This is a genomic window from Cytobacillus oceanisediminis (genome assembly GCF_007830235.1).
GTDB lineage: Bacteria > Bacillota > Bacilli > Bacillales > Cytobacillaceae > Cytobacillus > Cytobacillus oceanisediminis.
Window position 1 is genome coordinate 18,139 of sequence record NZ_VLKI01000001.1, and the last position, 18,532, is coordinate 36,670.

At 36.6% G+C, this 18,532-nt stretch carries 18 protein-coding genes and 1 pseudogene; 6 read left to right on the top strand and 13 right to left on the bottom strand.

Annotated features, from left to right (window positions below):
* Positions 1 to 13 precede the first annotated feature (13 nt).
* The 4 genes from IQ19_RS00085 to IQ19_RS00100 are packed head-to-tail and all read right to left on the bottom strand — an operon-like array spanning position 14 to position 3,010.
* Positions 14 to 472, bottom strand: coding sequence for a dTDP-4-dehydrorhamnose 3,5-epimerase family protein (locus IQ19_RS00085; protein ID WP_144538706.1), 459 nt, complete (start codon positions 470 to 472; stop codon positions 14 to 16).
* On the bottom strand, positions 469 to 1,311 hold the full coding sequence (gene rfbD / locus IQ19_RS00090; RefSeq protein WP_144538708.1) for a dTDP-4-dehydrorhamnose reductase: 843 nt from the start codon (positions 1,309 to 1,311) through the stop codon (positions 469 to 471). Before rfbD ends, IQ19_RS00085 begins: the two co-directional genes overlap by 4 nt.
* A 3-nt stretch (positions 1,312 to 1,314) precedes the next feature.
* On the bottom strand, positions 1,315 to 2,274 hold the full coding sequence (gene rfbB / locus IQ19_RS00095; protein WP_144538710.1) for a dTDP-glucose 4,6-dehydratase: 960 nt from the start codon (positions 2,272 to 2,274) through the stop codon (positions 1,315 to 1,317).
* The gene (locus IQ19_RS00100; RefSeq protein ID WP_144538712.1) at positions 2,267 to 3,010 is read right to left on the bottom strand and encodes a sugar phosphate nucleotidyltransferase; all 744 of its coding nucleotides are present in this window, start codon (positions 3,008 to 3,010) and stop codon (positions 2,267 to 2,269) included. The genes rfbB and IQ19_RS00100 overlap by 8 nt, the downstream gene beginning before the upstream one ends.
* Before the next feature lie 446 nt (positions 3,011 to 3,456).
* On the opposite strand from IQ19_RS00100, the gene IQ19_RS00105 reads away from it, so the two are divergent.
* The 3 genes from IQ19_RS00105 to sat are packed head-to-tail and all read left to right on the top strand — an operon-like array spanning position 3,457 to position 7,036.
* Complete coding sequence (locus tag IQ19_RS00105; RefSeq protein ID WP_144538714.1) at positions 3,457 to 5,223, top strand: SLC13 family permease; 1,767 nt, start codon at positions 3,457 to 3,459, stop codon at positions 5,221 to 5,223.
* 29 nt (positions 5,224 to 5,252) lie between these two features.
* Complete coding sequence (gene cysC, locus IQ19_RS00110) at positions 5,253 to 5,873, top strand: adenylyl-sulfate kinase (RefSeq protein ID WP_144538716.1); 621 nt, start codon at positions 5,253 to 5,255, stop codon at positions 5,871 to 5,873.
* Positions 5,874 to 5,893: 20 nt separating this feature from the next.
* Positions 5,894 to 7,036, top strand: coding sequence for a sulfate adenylyltransferase (gene sat, locus IQ19_RS00115; RefSeq protein ID WP_144538718.1), 1,143 nt, complete (start codon positions 5,894 to 5,896; stop codon positions 7,034 to 7,036).
* 518 nt (positions 7,037 to 7,554) lie between these two features.
* On the opposite strand, the gene IQ19_RS00120 is transcribed toward sat, so the two are convergent.
* From IQ19_RS00120 to IQ19_RS27615, 5 genes are all read right to left on the bottom strand, one after another.
* The gene (locus IQ19_RS00120) at positions 7,555 to 8,325 is read right to left on the bottom strand and encodes a sulfotransferase family 2 domain-containing protein (RefSeq protein WP_144538720.1); all 771 of its coding nucleotides are present in this window, start codon (positions 8,323 to 8,325) and stop codon (positions 7,555 to 7,557) included.
* A 717-nt stretch (positions 8,326 to 9,042) separates the two neighbouring features.
* Positions 9,043 to 9,837: a PHP domain-containing protein gene (locus IQ19_RS00125; protein WP_144538722.1), complete on the bottom strand. Its 795-nt coding sequence runs from the start codon at positions 9,835 to 9,837 to the stop codon at positions 9,043 to 9,045.
* A 66-nt stretch (positions 9,838 to 9,903) separates the two neighbouring features.
* On the bottom strand, positions 9,904 to 10,911 hold the full coding sequence (locus tag IQ19_RS00130; RefSeq protein ID WP_338422624.1) for a mannose-1-phosphate guanylyltransferase: 1,008 nt from the start codon (positions 10,909 to 10,911) through the stop codon (positions 9,904 to 9,906).
* A 172-nt stretch (positions 10,912 to 11,083) separates the two neighbouring features.
* Positions 11,084 to 12,826 (bottom strand): phospho-sugar mutase, encoded by a 1,743-nt coding sequence (locus IQ19_RS00135; protein ID WP_158638708.1) that lies wholly within the window; start codon positions 12,824 to 12,826, stop codon positions 11,084 to 11,086.
* Positions 12,827 to 12,943: 117 nt separating this feature from the next.
* Complete coding sequence (locus IQ19_RS27615) at positions 12,944 to 13,108, bottom strand: hypothetical protein (RefSeq protein ID WP_158638709.1); 165 nt, start codon at positions 13,106 to 13,108, stop codon at positions 12,944 to 12,946.
* A gap of 124 nt (positions 13,109 to 13,232) precedes the next feature.
* Here IQ19_RS27615 and IQ19_RS00140 point away from each other — a divergent pair, with 124 nt between their 5' ends.
* From IQ19_RS00140 to IQ19_RS00150, 3 genes are read left to right on the top strand one after another with little or no spacing between them, the layout of a single operon-like run.
* Positions 13,233 to 13,997 (top strand): type II toxin-antitoxin system SpoIISA family toxin, encoded by a 765-nt coding sequence (locus tag IQ19_RS00140; RefSeq protein ID WP_144538726.1) that lies wholly within the window; start codon positions 13,233 to 13,235, stop codon positions 13,995 to 13,997.
* Complete coding sequence (locus IQ19_RS00145; RefSeq protein WP_144538728.1) at positions 13,978 to 14,157, top strand: type II toxin-antitoxin system SpoIISB family antitoxin; 180 nt, start codon at positions 13,978 to 13,980, stop codon at positions 14,155 to 14,157. The genes IQ19_RS00140 and IQ19_RS00145 overlap by 20 nt, the downstream gene beginning before the upstream one ends.
* A gap of 14 nt (positions 14,158 to 14,171) precedes the next feature.
* A complete protein-coding gene (locus tag IQ19_RS00150) occupies positions 14,172 to 14,399 on the top strand; it encodes a hypothetical protein (RefSeq protein ID WP_144538730.1) in 228 nt (75 codons plus the stop codon).
* A 35-nt stretch (positions 14,400 to 14,434) separates the two neighbouring features.
* Here IQ19_RS00150 and IQ19_RS00155 read toward each other — a convergent pair whose 3' ends face one another.
* The 4 genes and pseudogenes from IQ19_RS00155 to IQ19_RS00170 form a co-directional block, all read right to left on the bottom strand.
* Positions 14,435 to 15,805, bottom strand: coding sequence for an aldehyde dehydrogenase (locus IQ19_RS00155; RefSeq protein ID WP_144538732.1), 1,371 nt, complete (start codon positions 15,803 to 15,805; stop codon positions 14,435 to 14,437).
* A gap of 387 nt (positions 15,806 to 16,192) precedes the next feature.
* Positions 16,193 to 16,435, bottom strand: a pseudogene (locus tag IQ19_RS00160) (AbgT family transporter); the annotation flags it as partial.
* A 225-nt stretch (positions 16,436 to 16,660) separates the two neighbouring features.
* Positions 16,661 to 17,257: a flavin reductase family protein gene (locus tag IQ19_RS00165; RefSeq protein ID WP_144538736.1), complete on the bottom strand. Its 597-nt coding sequence runs from the start codon at positions 17,255 to 17,257 to the stop codon at positions 16,661 to 16,663.
* A 21-nt stretch (positions 17,258 to 17,278) separates the two neighbouring features.
* Positions 17,279 to 18,523 carry an MFS transporter gene (locus tag IQ19_RS00170; protein ID WP_144538738.1) on the bottom strand — a complete coding sequence of 415 codons (1,245 nt, stop codon included), beginning with the start codon at positions 18,521 to 18,523 and terminating at the stop codon, positions 17,279 to 17,281.
* Positions 18,524 to 18,532: the final 9 nt, after the last annotated feature.

Below are 18,532 nucleotides of genomic sequence, written 5' to 3' on the forward strand. Positions count from 1 at the left end.
TTCCCCTTTCTTACTACCTGAATTTCGTATTCCAATCAAATCCAATTCTTTGATCATTCCACTCGATCCTTTTTTCATCTGGGGATTCTACATTATAAGATTGGGTTGTAAAATATATAATCACAGCAGGCCTTTCGCCCAGTACCCGGTATCCATGTGCAATTCCTTTTGGTATTAGAAGCATAATTGGATTTTCTTCGCCCATATAATAAACATCTGTTTCTCCATGTGTTTCAGAATCTTTTCTTAGATCAAAAAGTACAACCTGTGCATTTCCAGAAGGAAAAAACCATAAGTCATCCTGTTTTTCATGGTAATGAAAAGCTTTAATAACTCCAGGATAGCTCATGGACCATGAAGCTTGACCAAATCTAGATAATATATCTTTCTCATCATCGCGGACGAGCTCAGCGAAAAACCCGCGATCGTCGCAATGTTTTTTTAACTTTTTTATTCTGACACCGTCAATCATGATTTGGTCTCCTTTCGAATAAATTCAGCCAGTGCTTCGTTCCAATTCCTAAGTGGCTTAATTCCTTCCTTAAGCAAAGACTGATTATCCAATACTGAATAACATGGTCTTTTGGCATGAGCACCATACTCTTGAGTTGAAACTGGAAATATTCTTTTTGGGTCATATCCCGCTTTTTCAAAAATCGCTTTTGCAAATTCGTACCAAGTACAAGAACCTGAATTTGATACATGGTAAATGCCGCTTTTTTTATCCAGCAATTGGATAATCGTATCAGTCAGATCATTCACATATGTTGGAGATCCTGTTTGATCATTGACAACCTTTATTATCTTGTTTCTATTGCCAAGATCTAACATGGTCTTAACAAAATTCTTTCCATAATGACCATACAGCCATGAAGTTCGGATGACAGTTGCGTCACTATATGTTAAAACTAATTTTTCACCCAGCCATTTACTCATGCCATATACTGATATTGGAATGGGATTATCTTTCTCGCAGTACGGAAATCGTTTTGTTCCTTCAAAAACATAATCAGTGCTAATATAAAAAATTTTTGCATTTACTTTTTTTCCTGCTTGTGCAATATAGCCCGTACCGATGCTATTCACTTCATATGCTTTCTTCATTTCTGTTTCACATTTATCCACTGCCGTGAAAGCAGCAGCATGTATAATAATATGAGGTTTTATATTAGATATTACAAAATCTGCTTGTTCTTTATTCGTAATATCTAATTCTCCTTTTCCGAGACTATGGACAGAATGGCATTCGCTTAATTTCTTTTTGAGATTTTTCCCTAACTGGCCTTCACCGCCTGTTATTAAAATATCCATTTTTCATCCTCTTTCTTGGATTCTTGTTTTGTGCCACTCGATTGTTTTCTTTAAGCCATCCTCGAAAGAAATGGAGGGCCTCCAGCCTAATTCCTTTTCTATTTTCGCTGAATTAATTGCATATCGTTTGTCATGGCCTTTACGGTCTTTTATATGCTTAATTAGCTTGGTATCCTTATTTAAATGTTTGAGAATTAAATTAACAACCTCCAGGTTTGTTTTCTGTTCATTGCCACCAATATTATAAATTTCTCCTGCAATCCCTTTCTCTAAAACCAGTTCAACTCCTTTGCAATGGTCTTCTACAAATATCCAGTCGCGTATATTTAATCCATCACCGTATATTGGTATATCCTTATTATTAAGTGCATTTGAAATAACTTTCGGGATGAATTTTTCAGTATGCTGCATGGGTCCAAAATTATTACTGCATCGTGTAATAATAAGAGGGAGCTGGTACGTATGATAGAAAGACCTTATAAGCAAATCAGCGCTTGCTTTACTGGCTGAATAGGGATTATTTGGTGCAAGAGGATTTTCTTCTGTAAATGGTGAATCTGTTTGGGAAAGGGATCCATATACTTCGTCGGTTGAGATTTGAATCATCTTGCGAGCTTTTCCATTTAAAACAGCTTGCAATAGATTAAATGTACCTCCTATATTTGTATGAATAAATGGAGCAGCATCAGTAATGCTCCTGTCAACATGTGTTTCAGCTGCAAAATTTATGATTGCTTCATATTCAATATCAAAAACTTTTGATAGCTCATTAGCATTACCAATATCGCATTTAATAAAACGATATCTATTTAATTTTTTTAAAGGTTCGATATTATTTTCATCAGCGGCATAAGTCAATAAATCTGCATTTGTAATAGAGTACTTTCCTTTTTTTAATATCCGAAATAAAAAGTTAGAGCCAATAAATCCTGCTCCACCTGTTATAAGGAGATGCTTAGTCATTTTTCCCCTCCTTTAAAAAATATTCGTAAACATGCTTTTGTGCCATAAATAACGATTGATGTGTTCCCGCATCAATCCACCATCCTTTTAAGACTTCATATTCAAGCAGATTTTGCTTAATATAAAGGTTGTTAACATCTGTGATTTCCAGTTCGTTTCGATAGGAAGGCTTAATGCTTTTAATCATCTGGAAAACATTCTTATCATACATGTAAATACCAGTTACGCAATAAGAAGATGGTGGCTGGTTTGGCTTTTCATGAATGGAAAGGATTTTCTTCCCCTCAGTATCCAAAAGCGGAACTCCATATCTTGATGGATTACTGACTTCTTTTAGCAGCACCCTAGCTCCCGATTTTTGCATTTCAAAACCTTTTATATAGGGTATTAAAGAATCGTCAAAAAGATTATCCCCAAGGAGGACTGTGAATTTATCATTATTTATAAAATCCCGTGCTGACAAAAGAGCATCTGCAATCCCTCCGCCTTCAGTTTTTTGGGTCTTAAAGTACAGCTTTACTTTTAACTCCTCCCCCTTCCCTAATATCTCTTTAAAAAATGTAAGGTCTTTTTGGTTAGTAACTATAAGTATCTCTTTAATTCCGGAATCCCTTAATTTAAATATCGGCCAATAGATCATTGGATAGGGACCCACCGGCAATAGATGTTTATTTAAAATCCTGGTAAAAGGTGTTAGACGTGTTCCAGTTCCACCTGCCAGAATAATTCCTTTCATTAATTTGATAGCTCCTTTCATATTTATTCTTATAGAAAAAATTATCAGGATTTCTTATTGTAATGTGTAAATAGAGATTAAGAGTAAAACTTGGGAGGCATTCCTTTTTTCCATCTTTTTTCTATTGACCATTTAAAATATCAAAATCTAAAAATTAGGTCGACAAATAATTAAAAATTGGAGATCATCCTTTTTTGATAAAGATGCGTTACATTATATTCTATTTACCAATTTAAGGTGATTATTTTTGGACATCCTGCAGTCATCCACAACCCATTTTGAATTTTCTTAATCTTTATATGTTGCTATAATATTTTGGAATTCATAAAAGAATGAAACCAACCATAAATGTCAGGAAAATAAGGCGGATGTAATGTACATGAAGTAGTTAAGTTACATAAGTATAAGGGTGATTAACAATTTGGAATTTGTCAGGAGAGATCTTTATGAGTATTGATGCAATAGTATTATGCATCATTCTTTCCTTCATGTTTTTCGCCCTTATTAGTGAATGGGTACTACCTGAATTTACGGTTTTCCTTGCATTATCCTCTTTGATTTTTTTTAAAATTGCTACTCCGGCAGAAGCTTTAAAAGGATTTGCCAACCCGGGGGTCCATACAGTTGCTTTCCTTTTTATTGTTGGCGCAGCTGTTTCTAAGACCGGCATTCTACACGATTTTGTTCATAAAATATTAAACCAAAATAAATCTATTCAGTATGTATTAATTCGTTTAATGCTTCCCACGAGTACAATATCCGCGTTTATGAATAACACTCCAATCGTCACGATGCTGATTCCTACTCTTCAAAATTGGGCAATAAATAATAATATCAAACCTTCAAAGCTGCTCATTCCTTTATCCTATGCAGCCATTCTTGGAGGAACTATTACACTAATTGGGACCTCAACAAATCTTATTGTTCAAGGATTATTGGCAGAAAAAGGCTTGAGTGGGTTCAAAATGTTTGACTTTGCCTATTTTGGAATTCCCCTTACTTTTGCCGGTATTTTATACTTTGTAATCGCAGGTCATCGACTTTTGCCGGAAAGAGCTCATAATATTAAGTTACTTCAGGACGAACAGCATCATTTTATTTATAAATTTATCGTTGAAACCAATTCTGCATTAATTGGAAAAAGTATCAAAGATGCAATGCTTCGCAACTTAAATCATTTGTTTTTAATTGAAATTATCCGCAGTGGCAAAGCCATTATCCCTGCACCAAATGATGAAATCATTCAGGAAGAGGATATTCTTGTGTTCTCGGGAAACCCGGATAGTGTATTGCAGGTCAGCCATATTCTCGGCTTAAAACTGTCTTTAGGGGATAAAGGAAACAACCATTCAAACCTTCCTGCAACATTTTTAGAAGTAGGAATTTCAGGTAAATCTCCATTAATAAATAAAAAAATAAAAGAAAGCCAGTTTCGCTCCAGGTATAATGCAGCGATAGTTGCCATTAAAAGAAATGGAAAATTTATAACTTCTGGTATAGGAAATTTCGTTTTAAAACAGGGAGATACACTTTTATTACTAGGAAAAAATGATTTTGTAAAAACATGGACAAATTCTGAAGATTTCTATTTTATATCCCCAATAAATAAAAAACATAAGAATATAAAACATGAAAAACTTGTAATCATATTGATTCTAATGGGAATCATTATTACATCAGTTTTTCAGCTTATGTCCATTTTCAGCCTTGCATTAATTTCAGCTTTAATCGTGGTCCTAACAAAAATCATAACGTTTAATGATGCTATTAAATCCATAAATTGGAATGTTATTATAATGATGGCAAGCGCTATTGGAATAGGAAATGCAATAGAAACAACTGGCTTAGCAAGATTTATAGCTTCTTTTTTTACAGAGGTGCAGTCTTATACAGGTTTAATAGGAATCCTATTTTTATTCTATTTCGTCACTCTAATCATGACTGAGTTCCTTAACAATCTTGCTACAGCGGCTATTATGTTTCCAATTGGCTATACATTATCTCTTCATTCCGGTTTAGACCCAAAAATGCTTGCCATGCTTACCGCTATATCCGCTTCATGCAGTTTTCTTACTCCAATAGGCTACCAAACCAATTTGCTTGTATATGGTCCCGGCGGCTATAAATTTACAGACTTTATGAAGGTAGGCCTTCCACTGAGCTTGATTTGTATGTTTCTATCAATTTTTATTGCTTATTGGAAATGGCTTTAATTATTAATAAATAAAGGAGGAAAGGTGAATTGAAAAATGAGGGTGGAAATGAACATGTAGTTTGGCATGATTCAATTATAAATAAGGAAGCCAGACAAAAACAATTCGGCCACAAAAGTATAATGGTTTGGTTTACAGGCCTATCAGGTTCCGGAAAGTCAACAATCGCTAATGCCTTGCAGTATGAATTATTCAAACAGAATATCAGTGTTTATCTTTTGGATGGGGATAATCTCCGTCATGGGATCAATAAAAATCTCTCCTTTTCAGAGGCGGACAGAAAAGAAAATATAAGGAGAACAGCCGAAGTAGGCAAACTTTTTGTAGATGCTGGGGTAGTTATTCTGGCTGCACTTATATCGCCTTTTGAAGAAGACCGTTTAAATGCCAGATCATTATTTCAGCCGGGTGAATTCATTGAAGTGTACGTCAATTGCTCACTCCAGGAATGTGAGAAGAGAGATCCAAAGGGCCTTTATAAAAAAGCCAGAAGTGGAGTGATTAAGCAATTTACAGGTATTGATCAACCCTATGAAGAACCAAGAAATCCCGAAATTATTATAGATTCAGATAATCTAACAATAAATGAATCTGTCAAAATAATTACAAAATATTTAAAAAAACACCTGTGCTTTAATCAACTTGAATAAATGAATAGGAGTGATAGAAGATGGCGCTAAGCATTCCTCATGGAGGTAAATTAATTAATCAAGTGAATTTGAACTATGACCACTCAAATATCCATGCTGAAATTGAAATAGATGGAATGGCTTTATCTGACCTTGAATTAATTTCTAATGGCGCTTTTAGTCCTCTGAGAGGATTTATGGGACAGAAAGACTACAAAACTGTTTTAGATAAGATGAGATTAGAAAATGGAACAATTTGGAGTATTCCAATTACTCTTCCAATATCTCAAAAAGCGGCAAGGAAACTTACGGTTGGGGATAGGGTTAAACTAACACATAAAAACGAAATATATGGAGTAATGGAACTTTGGGAGGTTTATAAACCTAATAAAATGGAAGAAGCGATTAAAGTCTATCAAACAGCCGATAAAAAGCATCCAGGTGTCAAAAAGCTTTTTGATCGTCCTGAGATTTATGCAGCTGGCCCAGTTACATTAACGAAGATTCCTCCAAAAAACCCAGAATTCACCCTTTACTCTAAAACTCCTTTCGAAACAAGAAAAGAATTTAAAGAGAATAATTGGAAAACGGTAGTTGGTTTCCAAACAAGGAACCCGGTACACAGAGCACATGAATATATCCAAAAGACAGCCCTTGAAATAGTAGATGGCTTGTTTTTGAATCCATTGGTCGGAGAGACAAAATCGGATGACATTCCAGCGCACATTAGGCTCAAAAGTTACGAAGTACTTCTGAAAAACTATTATCCAAATAATCGAGTATTCTTGGCTGTATTTCCCGCTGCAATGAGATATGCCGGACCCAAAGAAGCTGTATTCCATGCACTAGTCCGAAAAAATTATGGCTGCACACATTTTATTGTGGGAAGAGACCATGCCGGTGTCGGAGATTATTACGGGACATATGATGCACAAAAAATCTTCGATCAATTTAGCCACGACGAAATAGGAATCGAAATTCTTCCTTTTGAACATAGCTTCTATTGTATGAAATGCGAGAATATGGCATCCAGTAAAACTTGTCCGCACAGCAAAGAAAATCACCTGCATTTATCAGGTACAAAAGTTAGGGAAATGCTGCGTAATGGAATCACTCCCCCTCCCCAATTTAGCCGTCCGGAAGTCATTGAAGTTTTAATTAATGGATTAAAAGGTCCCCAATAAAAGGATATCTCATTTTAAATCTAGTGAGTTTTACTATCAGTCATATATTATTTTTAAAAGCTTCTATTAATATATATTACCCGAATAACGGGCCTTTTATAAAAGGTTATTCAGGTTTTGCTTTATTTAACCGATTATCATTTATTTCATTTGCATTAGAGCAAAAACTCTAATTAAAGCTAAAAATGTTCCACAAAGAAATTTGCAGGAACAATTCCCCGATTAAAAAAGTTAATTGTTTAAGTCCTGGTGACAAACTTAAATAAATTCAGTTAACCAACAGTTTAATTCCCTATCATTATCTTCGTTATTTGTTTGATACGCTCCCAAATATCGTTTTAAACAATAAAGAAGAAATCGATAAAGTCTTGACGTGGTCAACGAGAACTTACCGTCTAGATGCAGAGTACCGAAAAAATGTGAATCAAACAAAAAGCAACTCCAAAATAAACAACTTTTGTCGTATATTTTGGAGTTGCTTGAAGTTGACTTTAATTCAAATTTACCAATTAGTTCTTTCAAATATTTAAACTGTCTTGATCATAATCATATACTTCAAAATCCTTTGAATATATTTCTTTCACAAGCCTTTTTGTTTCATTATTGTAAAAACTTTTAAAGGTAGGAAAATTGCCTTCGAATTTTTCCTTTGTTATAACCGTTTCTGCAAATTCTCCTCTATTATTCATCATTTCTGAAAAGTGATGGGGAGATGTCGAAAGCTGGGATAAAGGAGCTTTTAATAGTCCATATTTACTTTCAATTTCTCTTATTTGATTAGCGAATTTTTCCAGTTTTATATAATTTTTAATAAAACGTTCTTCTCCTTCTATATATTGGAGGGAAATATGTCGATCTGCTTTATTAATAGCAGGCCCTAAATCCTTAAGATGATATAAAAATTGCTTAAAGCTAATACCTTTGTTTATATCACTATTAAACTTGCTTATAAGCCATTGATTACTTATTGTATGCAAAAAAGAGCTTACTGCTCTTCTATAAGGGTTACGAACAAGCTTATAAGTATCTTTATTTCCTTTAATTAGACTGTTTGTTAAACCTTGTGTATATACAGGCTCTTTTCTGTATACATGATCACGATAACCATGAACCCCCCCTTTTCTATTTGGAACTTTTTCTATTAATCCAATTTGAAAAAAAAACCACTTATTGAATGTTGTGCAACCACTTTTAGGAGTCCAAAAAAGAATCAATGGAAAGTCTTTATTGTATAGAGGAACATAGTATCCTATCAATCTTTTTATTAACTGATGATCATTTTCAAACATATTTAAATCCTCTCTTTCATTTATATTTTGGGCTTATTCTGCTTTTTAATTGAATAAATTCCAATGTTTATTTTCTTTGAAAATTATAGTTTATATTAATAATATATGTTAAAAACTTTTAAATGATATAGACAACTCCCAATTTGGACCGTTTTTTTGTGGATTTTATCAAATGTATTTTGGGCAAATCCTTTATTTCAGAGTTCCTAAATAGACCCAATTTTTCAGTATTTTATCTTTAGGTGGTGATAGCCCTATTATGTTTGTATAGATTTTTTACCCAATCTATAAAGCTGTAAAAAAACTTCGGGTAATTGAAGGCTTTGTGAATATTGTGCTGGAGTTTTTGGTGTTGAAAGTGACGTAGAACAATCAGTATTCAGTCATTAGGTGAAGTAAAAGGACATCCAAGCCTTGCCCAGTTAATCAAACGAGGATTTTCATGTAATCACTCTTTAATACCGAACTTTTCAATTCCTGCTGCTACAAAAGGGTTGGTTCTGCACATAACCCCTCTGTATATGTTTTAAAGGTTTGTCCTTTTTTGGCCATAGAAAAATCCCCTCCAAGTAGACTAGTAAGAACATCATATCATGTTCTCTTTTTTTACTGTTTACCTGAAGGGGATAATACCATTCCTTTTGTAATGTGACTCTTTTTTTAACCGTAGTATGATTTTCGAAAACGACCGTGAAGGTCTATAAGAGAATATTTTTGTTATAGGTCGTATCCGAAATCTCCAATCGAATGTTCTTCATTATGAAAATCAGATCCTCCAGTAATTAATTTACGATATTTTGCAGCTATTTTTTTATAACGATCCGTATCATTTTTCCCATGTTTTCGGTGCCATACTTCTATTCCATCGAATGGCAGCTCCATTAACTCTGCTATGATTTTATCATCATGAATAAGCTTAGGATGAGCTAGTACAGCTTGCCCCCCTGCATTTTGAATTAACTTTATTCCTTCTAGAGGGTTAAGTTTCATTTTCTCTTCACTGCAAGGCTTGCCATCTCCCAGATACAAATCAAATACTTCTTGAGTATCTTTTGCATACCCCTTTTCAACCACAGCTTTTGCAATATGCGGTCGGGCAATGACTTCTCCCTTGCTGTATTTTCTGACATCCGAAGAAGTAATGGTCATACCAAGATCGCAGAACTTTTTAATAATAATTTCTGAACGATTTTGTCTATGATCTCTTAGTCTCTCCAAAACCTTTGATAATTCGGATGTTTCATTGATGCCATACCCTAAAATATCTATTGTTTTCCCTTTATACTTTGTACTTAATTCAATACCGGGAATAACGGTTATTCCAAATATGTTACCAGCCTGCTTCGCCTCAGTTATACCTTCAATTGTGTCATGGTCTGTTATAGCAATCGTTGTAATTCCTTTCTCGGCAGCCTTTTTAACGACTTCACTTGGAGAATATATCCCATCTGAGGCTGTTGTGTGCAAATGCAGATCAAAGTTCCCTTCTTCAATGACCTTCTTAATATCCAAATTCTTCTCTCCTTATAAAAAAGTATAATAGTGTAAATAATTCTTTAAATATTGTTTGGTTGTTTACTATTCATTAGCATCTTCTATCTCTTTTAAAATTGTTTTTATATTTTGTTCCATGGACTTATGGCACACTAAAAGCCCATCTTTTGTAGAAGCGATAATTAAATCTTCTGCTCCAATGACGATTGTTTTTTTGTCCTCTGATTTTATTATACAATTTTCTGTTGATAAGACATGGATATTCCCCTGCAGAACATTAATTTCGTCATCTTTTTTTAACAGCCTCTCTAAAGCTGTCCAATTCCCGACATCATCCCAGTGAATATTAGCAGGTATCGTGAAGATCGTTTCGGCCTTTTCAATTATCGCATAATCGACAGAAACTTTAGGAAGATTTGAATACTCATAGACAGATCCATTTAGAAATCTGGTTATGGATTCATAGATTTGAAGCTGATGTTGTTTCATGTAATAAGCAATTGTTGAGGGCTTCCAAATAAATATTCCACTGTTCCAGTAAACATCTTCTGCTTTTAACAATTCCTCGGCCTTTTGTTTACAAGGCTTTTCTATGAATTTCTTAACTCTTAATACCTGACCCATATAATCCCTATTCTGCTCGGCTTGGATATACCCATATCCAGTTTCAGGCCGGTCAGGTTTTATTCCCAAAGTTACAATGGATAAGTCTGATTTAGCAGTGGTTTCAGCTAATTTAAAGAGTTCGAATATTGAATCATCATCAGGAAAATAATGGTCTGAGGGTACTGCCGCGAATACTTCATTATCATTCTCTTTCAAAAACGTTAAGGCAGTTAAGGTAACACAGGGACCCGTATCCCTTTGTAACGGCTCTAAAATTAACTGTTTATGGGGAATTGCCAATTGTTCTTTTACTAGAGTTGCATATTCCTCAGATGTCACAATATATATTTTCTCTTCTGGCAGCCACTTTCTAAAGCGGTTATAGGTTTGCTGAAGCATTGTTTTTTTATTAATCAGAGAAAGAAATTGTTTGGGCTTTTCATTTACACTCAAAGGCCAAAATCTTGTTCCCGTACCACCTGCCATAATTACGACTTTCAATATAAACACCTCATCACTTTGATTAAAAAGCTATTTTATAATATGTGTTTACAATGAATGTCGCATGGTGATATGCCTTGTTTTAAATAATATGGGTGTTTTTTCTGGATCATCAAAGTTATACCAAGCCGGCCAGAAGGATTACTTTTTAGTTTTTTTAAAGTATTTTCACTTTGATTTTCTCAATCTTATTTATAACCTCATTTTCAAGTCTTTCCAAGAGCTTAGCACTTTGGTTTTCCGATAAGCTTTTTACAGAAAAATATAATTTAATCTTCGGTTCTGTTCCAGAGGGCCTTAGGCTAATCCATGAATCATCTTGCAAATAAAGTTTAAGAACATTTGATTTTGGGAGGTGTATATTTTCTACTTGCCCAGTTAAAACATTAAAGCGCTTTCCGATGTGGTAATCTTCAATTATAGTAATTTTTATACCTGCAACCTTTTTGGGAGGATTTTCTCTGAATGATTTAAGAATATCTGAAATTTCCTCAGCTCCCTCCTTCCCCTTTAAGGTAATGGATATCAAGGATTCCAGGTAAAATCCATACTTCCTATATAGATCATGCAAACCATCAAACAAAGTTTTCCCTTTTGATTTATAATAAGCCGCTACTTCAGCTGCAAACACGGCTGCCTGTACAGCATCTTTATCACGGACAAAATCACCAATTAAATATCCATAACTCTCTTCGTACCCGAATTGAAAAATATGTTGTTTAGTTTCTTCAAATTCCTTGATCTTTTCGCCGATATATTTAAATCCAGTCAGGGTATCAATTGTTTTTATGCCGAAATCTGTAGCAATGGCTCTGCCAATTTCGGAGGTTACGATAGTTTTGATCACTGCACCATTTTCTGGGAGAATCCCATGCTTCTTTTTTTGAGTCAATAAATAATGAAGCATTATTGCCCCAAGCTGATTTCCGGTTAATATAGCATACTTTCCTTGTCCATTTCTTACTGCAACCCCCAGCCTGTCTGCATCGGGATCTGTTGCCATTAAAATATCTGCATCTATTTCAGTCCCATATTGGATAGCCAGTTTAAAAGCGGAATGTTCTTCCGGATTTGGGGATGCTACGGTTCTGAATTCGGAATCGGGTTCTTCCTGCTCTTTTACAAGAGTTATCTTGCTAAACCCTAAAGCTTGAAGACCTTCGCACACCAGATTTTTTGCTGTACCATGAAGGGGTGTAAAAACGATTTTTACATTGTTGCCATCCTCCCTGGCAATATGTTTGTTTAATTGAATCGTTTTTAATTTTTCAAGATAAGCGTTATCTATTTCTTCCCCTATAAAAGTTAATAGGCCTCGATTTTGCAGTTCATTTACATCCATAACCTGGATAGAAAGCTCATCTTCAACCCTTTTGATAAACCCGGTAATCTTTTGAGCTGCAGAAGGTGTAATCTGTCCCCCGTCTTCTCCATATACTTTTAAGCCGTTATATTCTGGCGGGTTATGGCTTGCTGTAATCACTATTCCTGCAGAAGCATTCAAGTAACGCACGGCGAAAGACAACTCAGGAGTGGGTCTTAGTTCATCAAATAGATAAACTTTTATACCAAGCATTCCTGCTGTTTTTGCTGCCTCCAAGGCAAATTCTTCTGATTTTCGTCGGCAGTCATATGCAATGACGATTCCACGGGTTTTAGCAGTTTCCCCTTTTTGGCAAATATATTCTGCAAGACCCTTTGCAGCCCTACGGACGGTATAAATATTCATCCGGTTAGTGCCTGGCCCCAATTCTCCCCTGATTCCGCCTGTGCCAAACTCTAAGTCTTTATAAAAACTGTCTTCTAAAGACTGGTGGTCCATATTTAATAATAATTTCATTAACTCTTTATCCAAATCCTTGTATGCAAGCCATTTTTCTGCCTTTGCTTTCCATGTCACGATGCCAGTCTCTCCCTTCTTTATGCACTCACTGTTAATATATGAAGGAATTATTAAAATGGCTGTCCCATGGCCCAGCATCAGATAATTTAAAATGATATCAAATTTATTTCAAGTTTACTTTTCACAGCTAACACTCCAGTTAAAAGCAAAAACATCCTTCTCCACCTGAGGCGTTCCTTTCCCTTCCTCACACAATTCCACTGCTTTATCAATACTTCTGTGATTGATCACTGAAAGGATGATCAAAGCTGCAATTAAAATAAATAGGTAAATCCTCATATTTTTCCTCCGGCCCAATTTATTCTCAATTTGTTGACATAATCTCTGTTATAATGGAACTATAAGGAAAATTTTGCAAATTTTCTAACCGTTTTTAAATTTATTGATTGACGAGGCGATCCTTTTGCTCCTTTTCTTTAAGATTGCGGTTTGGATGATTGTCGTTTGTCTCGGGTTTTATGTTATTTCTGTTTGGAGATGGGAAAAGAGAGTTAAGGAAAGAATGTTTGCAATCCGAAAAACCTGGTATATCATCTATGTACTTGGGGCAGTCATTTATTGGACCAAAGAGCCTGCTTCCATTTTTACTGACTGGCTGAATTACCTGATTGTCGCGATTATTTTTGCGCTTGTTGACGCCTTTGTTTTCCTGGGCTCTTACTTGAAAAGAGTTGGCAATAACGAACTGGCAACGGATACGAGAGAATTGCTTGAAGAAAATAACGACCTCTTGAACTCGCACATGAATAAGCTGAAGTCTTTTCAATATTTATTGAAAAATGAAACGATCGACATTTATTATGGAGATAAAGAAGCTTATATTGCCGGCATCGAAAAGCTTTTGGCCGATTACGCGGAAAAAGTGGATATGAAAACCGCTTTATGCAAATATACAACTCAGGAAGACAAGGATTATCTCCTCGAACACTACGCTGATAAAGCATTAATTCACAGCCGCTTGGACCGCAAGGAAGTATATTATGACGCTGACGAGAAATTGGCGTTGATTCCTTTTTCCATCCTTGAAGACTATTATGTAATAAAATTAACCTCCGATGATTTTGTCACTGAATTCGACTACTTGCTATTCACTTCACTCATATCAATATACGATCTAATGCTCCCTGCTGAACAGGAGGACGAAGACGATGAAGGAACCAGCGGATAATAATAATGACAAAGCCCCTATACGTACAAAAAGCTCTAATAAAATGATTAGAAAAAAATCACGAATCAGCCTGCCTTGTTTTGAAGTAAGCCCGCATACAGAACGGATCATAAATGAGAATAAAAGATTGATATGCGTTTATACAAAACATAAGTCATAAGCATACTATATGGCGTGGGAGGAATTTTCTTCCGCGCCTTTATTCATGTTCACTTTGCAGGGACATATAATAAAGAAACACATCCTATAAAAAGGGCTGATTTAAATGAAAAAGCTGACAAAGAAAGTAAAAAATATAGACTTCCCCACCTTCTCCATTTCCCCCTATACGAAAAATCTTTCCAAGAAAACGGAAGCCGCGATCCAGGATTTGAACAAAGGAAAAAATCTGCCGAAAAATAATGCGTAAAGAAAAACCGCCTTTTGGCAAGACGGCTTTATTTTATAAAAAGCTTCACTTTCTTTAGGGCATTTTTGGTAGTCGGATAACGGAACGGCAAATCAAATTTGGTTGTCTGTTTCAGGATGCTTTTTTCATGTGAGAACACATCAAAGCTTCCTTTCCCATGATAGGCGCCAATACCGCTTTCCCCTACTCCCCCGAATGGCAAATATGGAGAACTGAGATGAAAGACTGTATCGTTGATGCAGCCGCCCCCAAAGGAAATATGGTTGAGAATCTCGTTTTGTATGGCATTACTTTCTGAAAAAATATAAAGCGCCAGCGGTTTCGGCCGTGCGTTAACCTCGCTGATCATTTTGGACAAGTCTTCATACTCCAAAACTGGCAGGATGGGCCCAAAAATTTCGTCCTCCATCACTTCATCTTCCCAGGTAATATTTTTTAGAACAGTCGGTTCAATCGTCAGTGTGCTGACATCGTGGCGGCCCCCGTGGACTGCGGTTCCATTGCTTAGAAATTTGGTTAAGCGCTTGAAATGCTTGTCGCTGACGATTTTTGTAAAATTACCTGCAGCGATTGGATCTCCGCTATACAGCTCTTGGATTGCTTGTTTGAGCTCTTTTAGGAATTCTTCCTTGATGCTGCTGTGCGCGTATATATAGTCCGGTGCTACACAGGTCTGGCCGGCATTCATAAATTTTCCCCAGGCGATTCGTTTCGCAGTCAGTTTAAGATTAGCATCTTCATGTACAATGCACGGGCTCTTTCCGCCCAGCTCCAGCGTGACTGGCGTGAGATTCTTGGAAGCAACCTCCATAATCATTTTTCCAACGGGCACACTGCCTGTGAAGAAAATATAATCGACCTTTTCGTTCAGGAGTGCTGTGCTTGTTTCGACTCCGCCTTCAACAACAGCTATAAACTCCTCTGGAAAATGTTCGCTGATAAGCTTTGACAGCAATGCCGAAGTGCGCGGGGTTAATTCAGATGGCTTCAGGATCGCGCAATTCCCTGCTGCGATGGCGCCGATAAGCGGTGCAATAGCCAGCTGAAAAGGGTAATTCCATGGTGCGATGATCAGTGCGACCCCATACGGCTCAGGATAAATGTAGCTTTTAGAACCAACTTGAGCGAGTGTTGACTTAACCTTCCTTGGCTTTGCCCACTTGTTCAGGTTCTTCATCGTAAAACGGATCTCTTCAAGTACAATGCCGATCTCCGTTAAATAGGCATCAAACTCACTTTTATTGAGATCTGCCTTTAACGAATCCATTAAATCCTGTTCTTGCTCTTTAATAATTGTTCGCAGCCGCCCGAGTGCTTCCATCCTGAATGAAACATCCTTCGTCTTCCCTTTAGAAAAGAAGCTTCTCTGTTTTTGAATCAAATCTGCGTAATTTTTCATGTAAAGCCTCCAGAATCGGTTAGGTTATTAAGGATATAGTATCACCTGGTGGGGTGGAAATACATTTTTAGGTCGGATATCGCGATTTTTTGAAAAAGAATGAGTAAATTGCTCTTAACCTGAAAAAGTGTCATGAATTTCGTGGAGTTCTTTCCATGTTTTTGTGGTTTCTTACCTGAAAAATTGTTGTATATTTATTTATTCGCTAGTTTCTTAGGTTTGTTCGTAAAATTTTAATTTTGTTCGCAAATTAATATACATTATTCGTAAAATTTCATGTTTTATTCGCTAGTTTTCTAACTTTATTCGTCAAGTTCACAAATTTGGAAACACCTTCCTTTTTCGCAAAAATAAAAACACCCAGGTTCCCCTGGGTGCCAACAAATCTTATAAATGGATCGGTCCCTCTGGCCCAACTGGGATGCCTAACAGGTACCAAACTACAATCAAGATAATCCAGAAGATGCCGAAGAAGATGGTGTATGGGAATAGAGCTGAAATTAAGGTCCCCAAGCCCATGTTCTTGTCGTATTTTTTTGCAAAGGATAATAGCAATACGAGATACGGAAGCATTGGCGTGATTGGATTCGAGATGGAGTCCCCAATTCGGTATAATGCTGCTTGTGTAATCTCCTTCGTTTCAACTGCCTGCTTATATGTATAAGGATGAAATTTCATCTCTTTTTCAAACTCTTTGGCAACATCCAGAATTCTCTCCACCGACTGCTCTGGTCCAACTACACCAATGTGATACATATGACCACCTCTTAAAGCTTTCTTTGTAGATAGGATAGCATAAAAACCTGTAATATAAATAAAAAAGTGCCGAACAATGTTGTTCAGCACTTTCGTTGCTTATCTTGGAAGTTTGAAGAATTCTTTGCTTTCACTGTAATTCCCTGCTAATCTGCCCAGCGGCTGCAATTTTTCCAAGTTCACTTTATAGTTCCCAAGATAGTAATCATCTTCGATATGATAATGAACCATTCTGCCAATAATAAGATGGTCACTTCCAAGTTGGATAATTTGTTCAAGCTTGCATTCCATATGAATGGGAGCTTCTTTTACCCTTTTAGGACTGACCAGACGGCTATTTACAGGGGTAAGTCCCGCTGCTTTAAACTCATTGGTATCACTTGGCAAATTTTCCGAGCTTTTTTGCATTTGATTTCCTAATGGTGTTGGAACAACATTTATAACAAATTCCTTTTGAGAGCGTATGTTAACCAGTGTATCCTTCTCTGTTCCTTCACGTTCGCCTACGCCAGGTCCAACTGAAATGCACAGCATTGGAGGATTCCTTGAGGCAACAGTGAAAAAGCTGAAAGGCGCGAGATTCAGTTCCCCTTCCTCCGATAAGGTGGATACCCATGCAATAGGTCTTGGTACAACTGATCCAGACAATAATTTGTATACTTCTTTTTCGCCAAGTTGTGAGGGGTTAAATTCCACTTAGAAAACTCCTTCCAGGCACTAAATGACATAGTTTCTTTTTTTATTTAAGATAGACAGGCTCGTTAGAAGGCCAAATACAACGAACATCATACCCGTAATCAAGAACCACCCTGAAGAAAAATTCCCTGTCTGATCGACGATTAAACCGAATAGCGGCGGAATGATGATAGCGCCTGCTGAACCGAGTGTAATGCTTATTCCGCTTGAGATGCCGGCTTGTTCTCTTGGCACCAATTCACTGGCAAGGTTCATCCAAATTCCATTAAAACCAGACGCGGCAAACCCAAATAGGGCGACAATTGGGACCATTACCCAAAAAGGAGCTGAAGTGATTAAAGCTGCAGTGCCGCTAGCCAATGCTGTGATGATTGTAATGATCATAAGAATGACAACTCGTTTTCCGTTGAAAAGCCGATCGCTTATCATCCCCCAGGCAACTCTCCCTAACGATCCGCACACTTCCGATACGACCAAAAGGATACCGGATAAAAAGATGGAAATTTTAAGCTGTTCATAGGCAAATAAAACGATATAAGTATTTAAACACATTTGAGTGCCGTTTAATCCAAATGCACTAAAACTTACAAGCATTAAAGCTTTATTCTTAAACATTTTAAACATAGACTTATAGAATTGGACTATTCCTGTACTGCTCTTTGACTGTGTCAATTCAGGCGGATCTCTATAAAAATGATAGGAGATAAACCCGCCTGCCAGCAAAAGTATGCAAGCAGAAAGCAGAACAAATCTCCAGCCAAAAGCAACGCTGAGTGGAAGCAGGATCAAGCTGGCAAGAGCCGAGCCTGCGGTTATTCCGGTCTGCTTGATTCCCATGGCTGTGCCCCGCTGCTTAAGCGGGAACCAATAAATAATTCCTCTGTTTGTTATTGGGTGCATGGATCCGTATCCAAGTCCACCGATAATAATCAATAAAAGGACCAGCCAAAACTGATGAAGAAATGTCATGAACAGGAAGCCTAAACCCATACAAATCGAAGCCAGAACTAATAGTTTACGGGAGCCTACCAAATCAGTAAGGAAGCCGGCCGGTACAGAAACAATCGCCTGCCCTAAAAAGAGCGCTGCCGGGAGCATGCCGATCTGCGACTTGCTTAAGGAAAGATCCTCCCCAATTAACACTCCCAGCGGTCCGATGCTTCTTCCCACAAATGCAACCATAAGCTGTGCCAGCAAAAGAAATAATAGCATTCTCCAAGGATCTGCCAAGGATACAACATTGTTTTTTGCCAATAAATTGCTCATATCAATTCA

What these genes read in the sequence shown, in the direction of transcription:
- IQ19_RS00085 (WP_144538706.1), bottom strand. Translation starts at nt 472, where the DNA reads ATGATTGACGGTGTCAGAATAAAAAAGTTAAAAAAACATTGCGACGAT.
- IQ19_RS00105 (WP_144538714.1), top strand. Translation starts at nt 3,457, where the DNA reads ATGAGTATTGATGCAATAGTATTATGCATCATTCTTTCCTTCATGTTT.
- IQ19_RS00130 (WP_338422624.1), bottom strand. Translation starts at nt 10,911, where the DNA reads ATGGCAGGTGGTACGGGAACAAGATTTTGGCCTTTGAGTGTAAATGAA.
- IQ19_RS00100 (WP_144538712.1), bottom strand. Translation starts at nt 3,010, where the DNA reads ATGAAAGGAATTATTCTGGCAGGTGGAACTGGAACACGTCTAACACCT.
- IQ19_RS27615 (WP_158638709.1), bottom strand. Translation starts at nt 13,108, where the DNA reads ATGAGGATTTACCTATTTATTTTAATTGCAGCTTTGATCATCCTTTCA.
- IQ19_RS00170 (WP_144538738.1), bottom strand. Translation starts at nt 18,523, where the DNA reads ATGAGCAATTTATTGGCAAAAAACAATGTTGTATCCTTGGCAGATCCT.
- sat (WP_144538718.1), top strand. Translation starts at nt 5,894, where the DNA reads ATGGCGCTAAGCATTCCTCATGGAGGTAAATTAATTAATCAAGTGAAT.
- IQ19_RS00145 (WP_144538728.1), top strand. Translation starts at nt 13,978, where the DNA reads ATGAAGGAACCAGCGGATAATAATAATGACAAAGCCCCTATACGTACA.
- rfbD (WP_144538708.1), bottom strand. Translation starts at nt 1,311, where the DNA reads ATGGATATTTTAATAACAGGCGGTGAAGGCCAGTTAGGGAAAAATCTC.
- IQ19_RS00120 (WP_144538720.1), bottom strand. Translation starts at nt 8,325, where the DNA reads ATGTTTGAAAATGATCATCAGTTAATAAAAAGATTGATAGGATACTAT.
- rfbB (WP_144538710.1), bottom strand. Translation starts at nt 2,274, where the DNA reads ATGACTAAGCATCTCCTTATAACAGGTGGAGCAGGATTTATTGGCTCT.
- IQ19_RS00155 (WP_144538732.1), bottom strand. Translation starts at nt 15,805, where the DNA reads ATGAAAAATTACGCAGATTTGATTCAAAAACAGAGAAGCTTCTTTTCT.